This is a genomic window from Castellaniella sp. (assembly GCF_004321985.1).
Taxonomy (GTDB): Bacteria; Pseudomonadota; Gammaproteobacteria; order Burkholderiales; family Burkholderiaceae_B; genus Castellaniella.
Genome location: NZ_SCQN01000074.1, coordinates 1 through 15,799 on the forward strand (window position 1 = coordinate 1; position 15,799 = coordinate 15,799).

Annotated in this window: 18 protein-coding genes; 2 read left to right on the forward strand and 16 right to left on the reverse strand. The window is 66.7% G+C overall.

The window, feature by feature from the left end:
* The coding region (locus EPN31_RS16315) for a hypothetical protein (protein ID WP_291775768.1) at nt 1–210 on the forward strand (210 nt) is incomplete at its 5' end.
* A 46-nt stretch (nt 211–256) separates the two neighbouring features.
* A complete protein-coding gene (gene csrA, locus EPN31_RS16320; RefSeq protein ID WP_291775772.1) occupies nt 257–439 on the forward strand; it encodes a carbon storage regulator CsrA in 183 nt (60 codons plus the stop codon).
* Nucleotides 440–538: 99 nt separating this feature from the next.
* Here the strand turns inward: csrA and EPN31_RS16325 are convergent, their stop codons facing one another.
* From EPN31_RS16325 to EPN31_RS16400, 16 genes are all read right to left on the reverse strand, one after another.
* Nucleotides 539–1,744, reverse strand: a complete 1,206-nt coding sequence (locus EPN31_RS16325; RefSeq protein WP_291775775.1) for a hypothetical protein — start codon at nt 1,742–1,744, stop codon at nt 539–541.
* 37 nt (nt 1,745–1,781) lie between these two features.
* Nucleotides 1,782–2,369 carry a hypothetical protein gene (locus tag EPN31_RS16330; RefSeq protein ID WP_291775778.1) on the reverse strand — a complete coding sequence of 196 codons (588 nt, stop codon included), beginning with the start codon at nt 2,367–2,369 and terminating at the stop codon, nt 1,782–1,784.
* On the reverse strand, nt 2,359–3,357 hold the full coding sequence (locus EPN31_RS16335) for a S1/P1 nuclease (protein ID WP_291775780.1): 999 nt from the start codon (nt 3,355–3,357) through the stop codon (nt 2,359–2,361). The genes EPN31_RS16330 and EPN31_RS16335 overlap by 11 nt, the downstream gene beginning before the upstream one ends.
* A 59-nt stretch (nt 3,358–3,416) precedes the next feature.
* On the reverse strand, nt 3,417–3,821 hold the full coding sequence (locus EPN31_RS16340; protein ID WP_015447794.1) for a hypothetical protein: 405 nt from the start codon (nt 3,819–3,821) through the stop codon (nt 3,417–3,419).
* Between the two features lie 85 nt (nt 3,822–3,906).
* Complete coding sequence (locus EPN31_RS16345) at nt 3,907–4,392, reverse strand: hypothetical protein (RefSeq protein ID WP_291775788.1); 486 nt, start codon at nt 4,390–4,392, stop codon at nt 3,907–3,909.
* A 322-nt stretch (nt 4,393–4,714) separates the two neighbouring features.
* A complete protein-coding gene (locus EPN31_RS16350) occupies nt 4,715–5,905 on the reverse strand; it encodes a hypothetical protein (RefSeq protein ID WP_291775791.1) in 1,191 nt (396 codons plus the stop codon).
* A 1,048-nt stretch (nt 5,906–6,953) separates the two neighbouring features.
* On the reverse strand, nt 6,954–7,979 hold the full coding sequence (locus EPN31_RS16355) for a ParB/RepB/Spo0J family partition protein (protein ID WP_015447797.1): 1,026 nt from the start codon (nt 7,977–7,979) through the stop codon (nt 6,954–6,956).
* Complete coding sequence (locus EPN31_RS16360; protein ID WP_291775796.1) at nt 7,979–9,241, reverse strand: AAA family ATPase; 1,263 nt, start codon at nt 9,239–9,241, stop codon at nt 7,979–7,981. Before EPN31_RS16360 ends, EPN31_RS16355 begins: the two co-directional genes overlap by 1 nt.
* Nucleotides 9,242–9,510: 269 nt before the next feature.
* Nucleotides 9,511–10,248 (reverse strand): hypothetical protein, encoded by a 738-nt coding sequence (locus EPN31_RS16365; RefSeq protein ID WP_291775799.1) that lies wholly within the window; start codon nt 10,246–10,248, stop codon nt 9,511–9,513.
* A 92-nt stretch (nt 10,249–10,340) separates the two neighbouring features.
* Entirely contained in the window at nt 10,341–10,895 is a 555-nt protein-coding gene (locus tag EPN31_RS16370; protein WP_015447800.1) for a hypothetical protein, read from the reverse strand.
* A gap of 322 nt (nt 10,896–11,217) precedes the next feature.
* Entirely contained in the window at nt 11,218–12,498 is a 1,281-nt protein-coding gene (locus tag EPN31_RS16375) for a DUF5623 domain-containing protein (RefSeq protein ID WP_291775805.1), read from the reverse strand.
* 207 nt (nt 12,499–12,705) lie between these two features.
* A complete protein-coding gene (locus tag EPN31_RS16380; protein WP_291775809.1) occupies nt 12,706–13,017 on the reverse strand; it encodes a hypothetical protein in 312 nt (103 codons plus the stop codon).
* Entirely contained in the window at nt 13,014–13,415 is a 402-nt protein-coding gene (locus tag EPN31_RS16385; protein ID WP_157769726.1) for a hypothetical protein, read from the reverse strand. The genes EPN31_RS16380 and EPN31_RS16385 overlap by 4 nt, the downstream gene beginning before the upstream one ends.
* Before the next feature lie 23 nt (nt 13,416–13,438).
* Complete coding sequence (locus EPN31_RS16390) at nt 13,439–13,654, reverse strand: hypothetical protein (RefSeq protein WP_015447804.1); 216 nt, start codon at nt 13,652–13,654, stop codon at nt 13,439–13,441.
* Between the two features lie 20 nt (nt 13,655–13,674).
* Complete coding sequence (locus tag EPN31_RS16395) at nt 13,675–14,523, reverse strand: hypothetical protein (protein WP_291775818.1); 849 nt, start codon at nt 14,521–14,523, stop codon at nt 13,675–13,677.
* A gap of 211 nt (nt 14,524–14,734) precedes the next feature.
* A partial coding sequence (locus EPN31_RS16400; RefSeq protein WP_291775821.1) for a site-specific DNA-methyltransferase occupies nt 14,735–15,799 on the reverse strand: 1,065 nt, incomplete at its 5' end.

Genomic DNA, 15,799 nt, shown 5'->3' on the forward strand with positions numbered 1-15,799 from the left:
GAGTCGACGGGCGTGTGGATTCGCTCGCTGGCCTGGCCGTGCTTCGGCCTCGCCACGGCGTGCGGGCTGGTCGCCGCCTACGGATTCGGTACCGGCGTCGGCGTCGTCTTGCGCTTGCCGCTCGGGCCAAGGCGGCATGGCGAGCGGGCCGCGCACATCGGTTTGAAGGCGCTTCGCGCCGCCACCCCGCGGGCGCGCCACGGCGAATAATGGATTCGTCGTCGCTTCGATGACGCCACTGCGCAAGGAGAGTGCCATGCTGATTCTGACCCGCCACGCCAACGAGTCCGTCGTCATCGGACAGGACATCAAGGTGACCGTGCTGAGCGTGCGCGGCAACCAGGTCCGCATCGGTATCGAGGCCCCGAAGGACATCCCCGTCCATCGCGAGGAGATCCACGAGCGCATCGCCGCCCAATCGGCTGCATCTGCCGGCTGATGATTTTTTCGCCGCTCCGTGCCAGGCCGCACAGAGCCGCCGCCTCCGGACCGTCTTCTACCAGTTATCCACAATTTCTGTGGATGACTGGCCTGCCGCTTACCAGCCAGCCATGACGCAGGCGAGCACGCCGTGGTCATATGGACGTGCGAGGACCCAGTTTGAGGTGCCGAGCAGCTGAGCCAGCACGCGGAAGCGGCCGGCGATGGTGGAATCGACCAGCGAGACGTCCGCGCAGTGCATGGCCAGGCACGCAATGCCTGCCACGAGCCGACCCGCCGGCGTCTCCAGTTGTGCTGCCTCTGCGCTCGCACCGTTCGCGGCCGCGCTCGCGATGGCGTCCAGCACGACCTCGGGGGCGATCTCTCGACCCTCAACGACGGAACAAGCCGCACCGACATTCTCGACCAGGGACTGGAGCATCGCGGCCCAGCTAGGCAAGTTGGCGTAGCGGTCCAGCGCCAGTACGCCGTCGACGGCACTACGTTCGGCGATCACGGCCAGAATCTGGCGGATGGACGCCAGTGAGGTCGCGTAGCGCTGGTACTCGTCCCGGGATACGGGTGCTTCCACAGCTGCGATCCGATCCAGTAGTCGGTCGATGCGCGCTTGCAGCTGATGGTGTTGTGGAAGGCGATCGCCGATGGCGGTGAGCATCGCGCCGAGCACTGCGTTGGGGAGCGCGCGTCGACCGTCCTGGGTCAGCAGTTCGACGCCGGCGACGGCGAGCGACGGTGCCTCAGTCGCCAGGCCAGCCAGGAGCTCATCGTGGCCAATCCCTGCGCACTGGGTCACGAACGCCGCGGCGTCCGCACGGAACGTCACGGGGTCGATCCACGCCGCCTCCAGTCGCGCGGCGTTGCTCGAGCGGTGCAGGACCAGCACACCAATATGGTTCCGCGTGCGCGCGACCGCGAAGGCGGGCGAGGTCCCGCGAAAGGCATGCCAGATCCCTGGCGTCGGGTCCATCACCGCCACCGCTTCGCCATGGGGCGGCTGCAGGCGCTTGTGCGTGATGAATGCTTCCAGGGCGAGTGCCAGGCCCGGCTCGATGCCCTCCGTCACTGCCGCAATCATCGCCGACAGGTCGACGCGCTCGACGAAGGAACCCACCAGCTCGGCCGCGTGCGGTGCGGTCTCATTCAGGCGATCGACCGGCGATACTGCCGTCTCGATCGGCTCGCCGTCTTCCCCGAACACGTAGAGGAGCGGGGCACCGAACGCCCGCTCGTGCTGACAGGGCAGCACCGCCCAGGTGCGCGTCGCGAGTCGGGGAATGACATTGGCTTCCATGGTGGATTGCATTCTGGCGTCCTAGCCTCGGCTTTGAAAGTGATTGGAGTTACGCCCACCAGTAGGGTGAGTCGGGCTGCGTCACGCGTTCCTTGATGTCCGTCGGCGTGATCAGGAAGCTGCAGCCGTAGCCGCGCGGCGCCTGACTGGCCATCGCGTGCAACCACGGCATGCGTGGCACGTGATGTTGATGCGTACACGCGGCCGCCGCTTTCTCGAGCGCTCGCGTTTCCGTGGCCACCGAGCTATGGAGCTTGCAGTGAGCCTCCACCTTCAAGCGCAGTCCATGGGCATCCAGGCCGCCGTTCGGCAGATCAGCCACTGGCTTTTGCATCCACGCCACGCTCACCCAGAGTTGCCGGATCCTTGTCCAGGTCTCGGCCGAGACCCGCGGCCAAACGAAATCCTGCCGCCCCCGAAACGCCGAAAAGCGCCGCAGGCGCTCCTCGATGTCCGGACCCTCGAAATTGATCAGGCACCGGACCGCTTCGTTGGCGTTGTTCGGCTGACGCACGAGGCCGATGGAGGTGACTCCGCCGTCCCGCAGCAGTGCCAGAGCAACCTCGAAGAGGTTGTCCCGCAGCGACGAGGTGAATGTCACTTCGTCCCAGGTGGATGGGGCTGTTTCAGGAGCCATCGCTCGTGCCGCTGTTGTGGTCGAACACTTTGTCGATCCGATCGCGAAGGCGCCGCTCATTGGGCGTGGTGGCCGGGGCTCCTCGATCGAGGGTGCTGTCGTGGGGCGTGCCATACGATTCGTTGATCACCTGGGCCAGCTGCAGGCCCGCCTCGATCATGGCCAGTTCCACGGTGGGGCGCCAGTTGTCGACGTAGCCGTCGGAGATGACGCGCCGGTCCGGGTAAATCCCCGGCCGGTTCGCCACCCGGCAGGCCGATTGCGTCCAGACAATCGGGTCGGTGGTTGGCTCGAAGGGAAGCTGAAACGACTCGCTGATGAGCTGCTTCGTGTAGGCCTGGTAGTGCGGCCGTGCGGCGGCCTCGGCGGCCGAAGCGTCGCGACGACCAAAGAATGCTGCCAGTCGAGCGCCTGCCGATGCCTCCTGGCTTTCGCCGTCCGGCGTCGCTGTCGCATAGCGACGGATCAGCTCGGTGTCCCAGACGTGGTGGAGGTTCGTGCCACGGCCGTCGAACTGGACCTGGTAGCCGTTCCCACCGCGGTCGGGCGCCCAATCATGGAGCGGCATCTCGGCATCGCCGGCGAGGTGGATCAGGTACTTCAGGGCGACTTCCCGTTCGGCCAGCGGCCGGCTGTGGTCGCGGAAGACGGCTAGCTCGCGATCGAACGCAGCCACCAGGCAGTTCCCATCCGCGCACTCCACGGGAGGCTGGTAACGGCAATCGCCCTTGGGATAGTTCATGAAGTGCCAGTGCGAGGTACCGCGCGTACGCACCGTGTCGGCCCAGTCCGCTACCGATTCCATGCTGGCGCCTGGCTCGATCTCGCTCAGCATGCGCGCGACTTCTTGCCGGGCCTGCGGGTTCAGGTGAGCGTCCGCGATCGCGGCGACGATGCGGTGGCCTTCGCGGCCCCAGGCGGCCGCGGGCGTCGGCATCAGCGGGAGCAGGACAGCCAGCACGGAGGCGATCAGCACGTGGGTCTTCATCGTATCGGTTTCCTCATTCGTTGCCTGAAGCGTAAAACGTCACTCGCCGTTGGCAACCGTTACCGCCCTGGTGGCGGAGCGGCGTCGGCGCGCAGCAGCGCCCCACCCTTCTCCAGGCGACGCATAACCGCGCCGAGATCTGCGTGTTCGCACGCCCCGCAGGTCAACGTGGCCAGCACGGCGACAGCTTTTGCCTGAGCGAGCGAGAGGCGAAGGCGAGCACCAGGAAGTTCGACCGTCGTCACGTGGTCGACATCCAGCCCTTCGAGCTGTCCGCAACCTTCGTCCACATCCTGGACCCAGGCACCCAACAGGCGGCGCAGCTCGGCCATGACGTCGTCGCGGCCCGTCAGGACCAGGCGCACACCGCTTTCGGACGAGCGCTCGACCCGCCACGCCCTGCCCTCGTGGTCTACCAGCAGCCCATCGGGCCAGCCATCGTGTCCGACCTTGACACACTCCATCCCCGCCGTTTGGGCGAGTGCAGCGGCCGAGGCCTCGACCGTGATGCCGGCGAACCAACGGACTGTTGGCGCGCGCTGCTGGTGTTCAGGAGTGTCCAGCGCTCTGGCTCCGGTGCATGACGGGAGCGCGCAGCGCGTCGAGGAACGCCGCGGCTTCCTCCCGTGTTGGGTCGGGATGCTCGGCGAGCAGCCTTTCAGCCAAGTCGATCAAGGCCAACACCTCCCCGTGCTTCGCGGTGCGAAGGCGATAGCCTAACGCGCTGGTGTCGACGCCTGCGATGGTTGGCGAGTCTGTGCCAAGGAGCTGGATCTTGGCGGGAAGGAGCAAGGCCAAGTCCGGTCCGGTCAAGGTCTCTTCGCGAACGATGTTCGCCACCAGCACCAGCTCCGCTGGCGTCAGCTCCAGGCGGCGTGGCGACAGCTCCCGAATCAGGATGTCGTAGCGCGCTGCGAGATCATCCAGACGCGCCGATTCACTTCGTGCCCTGACCCGCCCGCTGGCCAGCAGCCGGGCGAGGTGTTCCCCGATGTAGAAACTGCGCCGCTTGGCGTCGGTTGGTCGAGGGTCCATGGTCATACCTTGGTCGGATACGGGTGGGAGTTTGGTCTGATCTTCGAACATTGTCTAGGTGCGACGGCCATTGGTCGGTGGAGGACGTCGGATACGCTGATGCGGTGGTTTTCCCGAAAAAAGCCCGTCAAATCAGCCGTGTGAATGGGTCTATGTCCTGGGCGGATGGTTCCTCGTGGAACACGTGGAACACGTTCGCTTCGCAGCTGTTAGCGTTAAAACCTTTATCAATCAACCAACTAGGAACCCTCTGCGGCGTAAACGGCTCGCGCGCGCGGGTAGTTGGTTTTTTAGATATAGGTTCCGAAGCAAGAGCCTAGGTTTAGTGCACGGTTTGGCGGGCATCGCCCTCCTCCTGCTGCGCGCCACGCACAACGGCACCTTTCCAGTCGTCACTGAAGCCGCGTGGCGTGGTCCAGCGCTTTGCCAGGGCGATGGCCACGCCTGCCCTGACTCCGCCGGCAAGGTCACCCTTGCCGAGGCCCTTCTCGACCACCTGGTACGCGATTTCATCGACCAGCTGCCCGGCACGCTCGGCGCCGAGCGCTGCCGCGAGCCGCGGAATCGCTGCCATGGCTGCTTTGGCGATGGCTGGCGGAGCGACGCGCGTCTGTGGAGGCGTTGCGGCGCGCTGTGGCCGATTTTCCCGTTTCGGGAGCATGGCAAGAAGGTGTTCAGTCTCGGATTCCGTGAGACGCCATGCCGGATCGACTTGGAACGGCATGCCGGGCGTATGCCGCATGACCAGGTACAGCGCGTCCTTCCCGATTTTGGCCGTCATGCTGGCGTTGACGCTTGGATCGAATCGGAAAGGTGGGTCGAGGTGCCGGTCTTCCCTTGGCGCGGCCTGGGCCGTTTCGATGACCGTGGCGGTCGGTTCGGCGTCGGTGCTCCCCTGCCCCGCAGTTTTGTCGATGCCGTGGGCTTCTTTGCCGGACCTGGTGGTGAGCGTTTCGCTCTCGGTGCGAGGCGCATCATTTGCCGCAGGTGTCGTCGGTGGCGGTTGTTTGAGCTTCTTGGCCGCCGGTCGGACGCCGCGCCAGCGGTGATGTGATTCAGTTGGTTCACCGCAGCTCGAGGCCATCGTCTGCCCAGCTGGGTCTGCCCTGCTGATGCTGGCGGCACGCACCGCTGCCAGAAGCATCAGCGCCGGCCCTGCTGCGGCGGTCCGGGTTGGGGCACCGCGTTCAGCCACAGGGATCCTTCGAAACACGCCGGCGTCAACGAGACTGCCATAGGCGAGCCCGACAGCGTTTCGGTGGAGGCCGAGCCGGTCGGCCATCCACTGAGCAGGAACTGCCTCATTGGTTCGCCGCTGCCTGAGAAGGCGCGCGAGCGTATCCAGGCCGACGCGCATGGCGCTGGCGCTGAGATTGGCGCCCACAAGGCGCTCAAGAACCGACGCGAGCTGGTCGGCAGCGGTGGGAACGTCCGGCGCTGATTGATCTTCGGCGTCGTAGCGAGTCAGGTGAATCGGGTGCACGGGCTCGCGCCCGAATGTGGACGGCATCATGGTGCTCTCCTCAGGATTGCAGGCAAAGCGCACCGGTTGACGGTCCGGGTGGTTCGGAGTACGTTTCCGCCTGTCGCGGGTCGGTACTCGTACTCCGAGTTCCCTGGGTGCCGCCTCCACGAAAGCCCTCCAGTTGCCGCTGGGGGGTTTTTCGTTTCTGGGTACGCGCGTTGTGGTGTCGCGGCGTCCTTAGGTCATGGCGAACTCCGGCTTGGAATGAACGGGATGCCGTGAACCAGTTGGTTCACGGCCAAGCTGTGGCGGTGGTGCCGGCGCAGAGATCCGGCGCGCGTGACGGGAGCACCGACCGCAGCCAGGGTGAACGGACGCCGGCAGCGTCCCGTCGGGTCGCTTGATGTGCCCTGCGGTGGGCTCGATCGGACCCCGCTGACAGCTACCCATCGGCAGGGTGAGAAGTCGGCGCCTATGCGCGCGGTCGGCGCCCGGTGAGCCAGTTGGGTCACCCGGCCCGTGTCCCGCGCCGACGCGGCATTGCTCGTAGCTCCGTCGGCGCGCTGAGTCAGTTGGTTCGGTACCAGGCCAGCCGCGCAGGCACATCGCGTCCCGGCGTTTGGCGCGGCCCGGTGAGTCAGTTGGTTCAGCCGACCTCGTGCCGGGGCCGGTCCCTTGATGACGACCCCGCCCACCACAGTCCGCCGCCGCCGGACATCAGGGTTTGCGGCGTTGGCGCGGACCGCGACGGGTTCAGGGGTGCTTCCATGGCAGGCACGAGCGATCGGGTGATTCAGTTGGTTCGCGCCATGAAACGCGTTCCCCGCGGGGCGCGACCGGGCAGGGCGCCTGGCACGCGATTCAGTTGGTTCGCCGCCGTCGGGCTGGAGTGAGCACGGGCTCGCCGCCATCGGTCTCTCGGCGCCAGTGGCGATTGCGCCTGACGGGGCTGGATAGACCGCCACCCCGGGGTCAGGCTGGCCGGTCTCCCGCAATCCGCTTAGACCCGATCTGTCCACCAAAAGAAAAGGCCCAGGAAGTCCTGGGCCTCTGACTGCTGCGCGGCGGAGCCGGCGGGGGAAGGGCGGTGGTGTTGTCACGACTTCCCCCCATGTTCCGCTGCCCACCGCTTGACGACGTCGCTGATCTCCATGACCAACGCGTCTGGCGCACTCTTGAACAGCACGACCGCCGGACAGCCGTTGATCGTGCGGATCCGGCCGAGCACCTGCTCGCCATCGGAAATGACCTTGGTCCGCGGCGTGGAGCGCGTGATGCGCCGGAAGACCTCGCCAGCCTTTGGCTCGGGGGAGGCGGCCAGCTCCCGGCAAACCGCGGCGACCCGTTCGGGCTCCTTGGCCTGGGCCGCCAGCATCGCCTCGATCCAGTGGAAGCGGATCTCCCGTGGATCCACGAACGCGGCGATCAGATCGTCCGAGAGCTCGCCGTACTTGAGCAGACGCACCACATTCGTCTGCGCCACCATAAGCTTCGCGGCCAAGTCGCGGCCCGAGCTGTAGTCGCCGCTGCGAAGAAGCATGGCGTACTGGCGACCACGCTCGAAGGCGGAGAGGTTGACCCGGCCGGAGTTCTCCGCGTGCATCTGCCGCAGCAGGTCCAGCACGGACATTGTTCGAACGATCGCGTAGAGCGGGAAACCCAGCCGCAGGCACGCCGCGTGGCGGCGGTGGCCGCTGGCGATCTCGAAGTCGAAGTCGGGCTCGCCGGAAACAGGGCGAAGGACCGCCGGCTCCGTGTTCCGCCCGGCTTCGCGAATCTCGTCGCACAGCGTGTCGAACTCGGCGTCCATGAAGGCCCGCTGATGCCGATCGGCGTACGGGCTCGGCCGGACGCGCCGGGCGTCGACCTTCACCACCAGTTCGCCCTCACGAATCTTGCCCTCGAGGGAGGCTACCTTCTCCCTGAGCGAAGTCGCTTCGGCCGCCTGGGCCTCCAGCGTCGTCTGGCGCCCCTCGAGCATTTTCCCGACGAAGGAGCGCGCGGAGGCCTCGGGGACGGGAGCGGAGGGTGCTGCCGCTGGCGCGCGTGCGTCCTGCGCGGCGCTGTCGGAGGCCATCACGTCCAGACCGATGTCCAGGAGGCTGCGGCGCTTGGACGACATCACGCCACCCCGACCAGGGATGCTGATTCAGTTGGTTCGGCCGCCGGTTCGGAGTCCACCACCGGCCGCTTCTGGCCCTCGGCCACTTGGCGTGCCCACACGCTGCCCACCGACTGCAGCACACGTTGGGCGAGGGCGTCGTAGGCCTCCCTGGCGCGGCGAGACGACCTTGCGTCAACCTCGGCGCCCGTCACTTCGTAGACGGAACGGAAACGCGAGGCGGCGTTGACGAAGGCACTCGAGCTGGGCACGGACTCCTCGACCCGATGGGTGCCAAAGGTGTCGGCACTCAGGCTGCGCACTAGGGCAGTGGTCTGGGTCAGGTCCGAGCGGACGTGGGCGAAGATCACCGGATCCCACGTCTTCGTGATGTTGGCCGCCTTCTCCAGCTTGGCGACGTTCTCGCCCATCATCTGCGAGAAGTCCAACGTCGCCCGGTAGTCGGGGAGGTTCGGCGGGATCGGCACCAGCAGGCCGTCGGCCGCCCACATCATCGCGAGCGCGGTGAAGCTGAAGGACGGCGAGGTGTCAATCAGGACCAGGTCGTAGGCTCCCTCAATGCGCTTGAGGTCCTCGTCGATGAACGTGTAAAAGCGCCGCGCGCTGGCCGGCGAGGACATGAAGGCGGAGGCGACCAGGAAGTCGCTGCCGATCATCTCCAGCGAGGCCGGAATGAAGTCCAGGCCGTCGATATGGGTCTTTTGCGGCTGCACCGGCATCTCTTCGATGAGCTCCGGCGAGTCAATGCGTTCGAAAACGGCCGCCATGGTCTGCTCGGGCCGGACGGCCTCCGACCGCCACCCGCAGAGTGTCGTCAACGTTCCCTGAGGGTCGCCGTCGATCAGCAGCACGCGGTACCCGCGGCAGGCAAGGTTGTGCGCCAGGTGCAGCGTGGTCATGGTCTTGCCCGCGCCACCCTTCAACTGCGCGATGACCAGGCGCAGCGTCTTGGCGCCGGCCGGCTTAGACGGCCTGACCTTGAATGCTTCCATGAACTGGTGCACTTCCTCGATCGTGAGGCGAACCTCGCCGACTTCGCCGGCCCGGTGGGACGCCACCCACGTGCGCCAGTGGTGCGGCTTGAGGCCCGACAGCTCCAGAACCTCCTTCTGCCGGAAGAGGCGCATCTGACGCGCTTCCAGGGGTTCGTTCATTGCGGCCTGCAGCGCGGCCAAGCGACCCTGGCCGTGACTGGCCCAGCGGAGGAAGTCCTTGGTGCCTGCGGCGAGGCTCACAAACGTTGGCGACGCATCACGGCCCATTGCCCACTTCTCCGGTCAGTTTGCCCGGATAGTACGAACACGCGGATAGGTTTGCAACGCCTTTTCATCGCGAGCGGTTTTCCGCTCGCACTGTTTTCGACGTGCGACCATAAAACGATGCGAAACCCGATCCAACTGCATCCCCTGAGCTTCGCTCGACATCGCCCCACCAGGCAGGCGGGCGCGGTGCCGGCATTGTGACGTTACTGTAAGGCTTCAGAGTGCCGGCGTTGCCGCCTTAAAGGCCCCGCGGCGAGCACGCGGGATGCTCAAGGCGCGGTGGATGAGTAGGGCAGGGCAGACCAGGCGGCGAGAACCCCGCGGCACCGGCCCACGTCGAACCAGTCATCCGTGCGCAGCGACTCTTCCATATCGAGCCACCAACCCGTCCGCGCGACCATCGCCAAGCGACTCGCTTCGGCCTCCAAGTTGTGTGGACCCAAACCGCCGGCGAAGCCGACCACCTTGCCGGTGTTGGGCCGGTGCCAGGCGGACGGCGAGATGCCACGGCCGCCGGACGCATCCACCAGCAGCTGGTGATTGCTGACGCCCCCCTCCTGAGAGAGGTCGTGGACCCGCGGATTGAACTGGGTAATGAGCGTCTGGACGCGCCGTGCCAGCAGCGGCAGTTCCTCGGGAGTGACATCGCCGTTGACCTGCACCCGCGCCGCTGGCGCGACCAGTTCCTCCAGCTCGCCAGCAATGAGCTGGGCGCGTGCCAGACGGCCGCAGACGTGGATCGCGCACCTTCCGGCGAGTGCGTTGGCGGTGGCCACCAGCCACGAAAGCTCGGGGTACCGGCGCCGCGCTTCAGGGGTGGCGCTGTAGAGGAGGCCGAACTCCAGTCCCGGGTTGGTCGCCACGAGATCCTGCAGCGCGGAAACGTCGGTGCGGTAGTCGACGCCCGTAAGGGTCATGCCAGGACGGCCGGCCGCCACAGGCGCGTCGTCCGCGGCGATCACATGACTGGCGTTGCTGGACGCAAAGTTCATGAGCTGCGCAGTCATGGAAACCTCCAGGCGGTTTGGTTCCCGCATTCTTCAACCAGAGCGTGATCCGGCAAGGACTGCGCATGCCAGCGAAGGCGGCACGAATTCCGCTACTTGTCTTCGTTAGACGCGCTCTTACCGGCGGCAGCACTGAGCTCAGCAAGCACCTTGGCTCGAGCAGCCCTGGGGTCCGCATCGCATGCGTATGCCCGAACGGCGCGCAGGTCCCGCTCCAGGATGGTCTTGTCCTCGCGCAGCCATTGCGCGACGGCCGCGCCCACGTCGGCATGGGCCTCGCAAAGCCTGACAAGCCACTGCAGGTCCTCGGTACTCGCTGGCTTGTAAGTCGCAAAGATCGCAGCCTTCGCGTTCGCCAAGGCAGCGCGGCGGTCGGCCGCAGCCAATGTCACGACCATGACGACCACCGCGACCACAGTCGACAGTCCAGACAGCCACAGGAGGCCGGCCGATGGATGGAGAAACCACACCGACAGGCTGCCGATAACTACAGCACCCGCGACAAGAGACAGTTCGTTCAATAGCGTGGGCGAGATCTCCGCGAGCCGCGTCGCCGAGCGGGTGCCGTCCCCGCGCTGCAACTCGCTCAACTCTCGAGCGCGGGCAGCGGTGGCGTCGGTGGCACTGAGGCATTGGTGACTGAACATCGTTCGGTGCTCCTTGGGTTCGATGGGAAAAGCGCCTTGATGGCCGGAGGTGAGTGGCCACCCTCGACGGGCACGTGCTCGACGGGAGTTCGTGGATGTGGCCAACGCGGGATTCCGCCACCGGGCCGCCTGCGCGGCGGCACTCCCAGTCGATTATGGGATGGTCAGAATGGCCGGGCGGGCCACGGAAAGCCGATTCAGCGCCCCGCAGCGGGCCCGCTTGTCATTGGCCTGCAGGGCGTTCCCAGGTGACGCAACCACCGCCGGTGTCGCCTGACGACAGTGCAGCCATCACACCGTCGCCAGGCGCCGAGGTGAGCAGCTACGCCGGCATGGCCGTCAACCACCGGCCGATGGTCGCGAGCCGACGTTTCATCGCGCGGGCGGGGCTGCAGTCGGGATAGCCGTCGAGGATCTCTGCGACACGCGCAACGGCCGCCGTCGGCAACAGACCCCGCGGAAGGTGGCGACGGTGTCGATCGCCGTAGTACACCCCCGAGAGATTCCGCCTCGACCAGGCGTTCGCCGTCGCCTCACGTTGCAGCCATTCGTCCAGCTCGCTTTGAATGATGCCTAGGCTGTCACGGATGCGTGCGGGAAGACCTTCCACGCGCAGCAGCGCGAGCAACAGCTTGCCCGCTTCACGGTGGGCGGCGACAGGTATCGGCTGGGCTGGGCGCCAGCTTACGACGGCAGAGAACATGATGTGGTACGGAGTCGCGCCGCGACGTACCTCGCCGGCGCGCGGTGGGGCCGGGCGCCCGCGCTTTGGTTTGCCCGAGGCCTTCCGGGCGGGGCTCACAAAAGGCGGCGCATAAGCTCCGGAGTCGCCTGCCCACGTTCCTGCCGGTGCTTCGAAGCGGAGGCCATCGAGGCAGCGCACGATCCGATCCAGCCGGACCCCATCCTCGGCGACCAGGCACATCGTCGAGTAGGGTGGCGCGTAAAGCCCTCCCCACCGCGTCACTTGCAGCGCGAGGCCGCGCCCGCCAAGCCAGGACACCCGCTCGGCGAGGAATTCGGCAGTCGGGTCCTGATAGGGTTCGTCCACGGCCACAGTAAAGCCGTCCGACGGGTCCACCCACATGCTGGAGTGGTCACGGCCGGGCATGCGGCTCACCAGCCGGCGCAATGTCCCGGCTTCGCGCGTGCCCGCCGGCACCAGCCCAGTGACCTCCATGAAGACGAGCGTGCGTGCGACCTTGTTCGCCAGGTTGCGAGCCGTCAGCTGGCCGCGGATGTCGTGGCGGCACTCCAGGTGATCGTCGGCATCCCACCGGAAGTGGCGCAGGTCCCCGACAAGATGGCTCGCCCGAAGGAAGTTCGGCATCGGACGTCGCAGCTGCAGCGCCATCGTCTCGCGTCCCGAGGCATCGCCGTCACGCCAGTACGTGGAGATGAAGACAGCCTGGTCCGGTCGCCCGCCGCGTCCCGCGAGGGTGGCAGGCAGGCTGTGCTGGGCATGACGAAAGTTCTCGAATCCGGCGACTCTGGCCGCGGCGTCGAGTGCGCGCGTATGCGTGATTGACTTTTCGCGCTTGAGCGTCGTGGCCAGACGCTTAACGCCTTCGATCGTGGATGGATGGATCGTTACCTGGGACATGGACATGGCCTCCGGGCTGCCTCACGTCACCCGCCACCGCTGAGCCGCCCGACAAGGGGGACATGTCGGAAGGAACCGGTACTCAAAGGGCAGAGCCGTCAACGGCTTCGCACGGCGGGTGGCTGGCGCCTGCCTGGCGCCTCAGGAAAAGTATCACTGGACCTGGAGCAAGTCGAGCCAACGAAATGCAGTGGGCCCGGTGGGCGGTCAGCAGACGGCGAGGGCGGCGCGACCCTCGCGGATCATCGCCGCGATCGTGCGCCCCATCAGGCGCTCGCAGGTCTCCGCCGAGACAGGGCGCTCATCAATGATGTCTCGTGCGGCATTGAGCCGGTCTGCCTGGAAGCACGTCATGCCTGGAAATCGTGGGACGTTGCGCCACGCAGAAGCGTCCTCTTCCGGAGTGACGAATCCGGCCCCGCCGAGCGTGACCACCTCATTGGCGGCGGCGTCGAAGAAGACCAGGCGGATGAATCCGACGCAGGAGGCGTCGTCATTCGTGCAGTGCGCTCGATTCACGGCAGATCCTTGGGGCGGTGGCGCTGATGGAAGAAGCGCAGGATGGCTTTGGCGAGGCCTCGCAGCCTGGCACGCAAAGGAAGAGGCGCCTGTGCATGCATCCAGCCATGGGCGGTCAACCAGCTGAGGCGCCGTCCCGGATGAAGTCGCAGGCGAAAGCGGGTGAGCAGGCGGCACGCCCGGCAGATGCCCACGCAATCCAGCTCGACGACATGCGGCAGCGGCCGCCAAAGGGCCCCGTGGGTGTCCGCCTCGGGAATCGGGCAGCCGCACCCATTGCAGCTGCCGCAGATGCCCTGCCAGCAGGTTCCGTCCTCGAACGCGACCGGAAGCTGATCGGCCATGGTCGGCATGGCCATCAGCTCACGATCCCGGGCGGTGATCGGTGACGTGTTCATGGGTGGGGCGACCGGGCCGGCCATCAGCCGGCGCTGCTGTCCACGATCGAGCAACCCGGCGGCGACATGCCAGGATCGAAGAGCATGATCGCGCAGGCGCCGATGGTGGTCTCCTCGGCGTCCAAGTAGGACCGCGCCTCCTCCTCGCCCAAGTCGTCGGCCCGCGCCCGATCGCAGGCGGCTTGGCGGAAGGCCTTCTCGTCATTCAGCTCGAAGAAGATCGTTACCGAAGTTTCCATGGTGCGTCCTCTGGGTGGGGTTAAAGGAGAAGCGCCGTGCCGGCCGACCGCAGCTGTTTCGTGAGCAGTGCGGCAGCGGCGCGTTGATGTACGCCGAGCAGTGCGCTCTCCGCCACCTTCGGCGCCGTGGACGGGGCGCCGAATGCTTCCGGCAGCCGTACGTCGAGAAAGGGCAATGGGTCAACGCCAACGGCGGTGGTGTCGCCCCTCGCGGCAGCGGTCGCACGCGTATATGCCTGTGCCGCCGCCAAGTCGGTCGCGCCGAAGTAGGCCTCTGGTCTGATGTTGCTATTGTTGTAGTCGGTCACCGACAGGTACGTTCCGCCGTGGTTGCCCCCGAGACCGAACGTCATCACCACGTAGCGCGGTTCGGGCGCCACCCGGTGGTAGACGCCGTCGATGAGCAGGCCATCAGCCGCCCAGCGAGTGATTGCAGCCTCGGCATCTTCGCGGCTGGCAAGCTCGTTGGTGCCGATGTAGTGATCCAAAATCGCCCAGGAGTTGCTGGCCCCGACGAGATTCCGGCCGAGGTCGCCGTAGAGACGGACGACCGGCCAGGCCTCACCTTTGCGGCACTCCGTCGTGGGAAGGGAGTAGTCCCAGTCCGTGCCCCGGCTTGTCCTCGCGCACGGTTCCGCGGAGCTGGTGGCCAAGGCCGTCCAGAGCTTGCCGTCGAACCATCGGTATGCGATGTCCGGATGCTCATTGAGCTGTGAGTCACTCCTGGCGATCAGTGCGACCGGTGCCTGGCCGGCGGTGAGTTCGCGGACCTCGACGACGATGTCGCTGGCCATCGTGACGCTGCGTGGCTTGCGGCACCGCGGCGGAACGACCTGGGCGGCGAAAACGAATTCGACCTTGATGTGCATGGAAATACCTGTGAGCCGTGGATGACGTCCACGCTATAGCAGCGCCTGGATCTGGCAACGGCGCCTTCGGTTGGCCACGCCGTCAGGTTGAACAAAACGCCTGGCTTGGCGGATGTCATGGGCCCAGCCATGCGCTGCCTGACCGATTCGCCCGGGGGCCGCGGCGAGGGTGGCGGCCGTGTCCTGGTGCGACGGCTCGGGTTATGGCGGATCAGCCGAATAGGTCCAAGCATTGAGCAGCCTCGGCTGCCGCCGAGCGCGCTTCCGCTGGGTGATCGACGCGCCGCGCTTCCGCCTGCCACACCGCCGCGCTCTCGTCGGTCACCCCGTCCAGCATGGACACGGTGTCGGGCGTGGCCGCGGCGATGCGGTCGGCGCGCAAGTCCTCGTAGAACAGGTCGGCGCCGACGAAGGCACGCCCCGCCTCGATCGCCGCCACCGCCACGGACCCCGAGCCCATGAACGCGTCGCACACCAGGTCTCCCGGTTTCGTGTAGAGCACTATGGCCCGCTTGGCCAGCTTCACCGGGAACTGTGCCGGGTGGGCACCGTGGCGGCGATCGGGATGATTCGCGCGAACGGTCGGCACGTCGTCCCACACGTCCGTCGGCCAGGCTCCGAGCGGGTGACCCGACAGCTCGCCCTTGTTCGGTCCCTTGAACGCGCGCTTGCCCGGCTGCTTCTGCGGGTGGCGGGCCGCATTGGGGTTGAATGTCGGTGTCGGACCCTTGCTGAAGATCAGCACGGTCTCATACCGATCGGCCAGGCGGTGAGATGGAGTCAGGCCGTGCGGCTGCGTCCATACCACGCGATTCTGGAAGGTCAGGCCGGCGCGCCGCATGTCCTCGAACAGCATGATGTCCATGGGGTACAGCGCATCCGTCCAGTCGCGCGTCTTGCCCACGTTGAGGCACACCACACCGCCCGGCTTGGTGGTGCGCGCCAGCTCGCTGACCACCTGCATCAACCAGCCGTGAAAGAACGTGAAGCGCAGCGCATCCGCGCCAGCCGCGTCGCCGTAGCGCTTGCCCACGTTGTATGGCGGGCTCGTGAAGTGGCAGGCCACGCTGTCGTCGGGCAGGCCGGCCATGAAGTCCAGCACGTCAGCCTTGACCGTCGAGTTCATCATGTCGCGCAGCATGGCCAGCTGGCGCTCCCTGCGCTCGGCGTGGCGTTCGGCGATGCGCGCCTCGGTCTTGCGCGCGCCGGTACGCAGGGCTGCACGGTAGATCGCTCCCTTCGAGAGGCCGGTGATCGCCTGGACCTCGGCATAGGT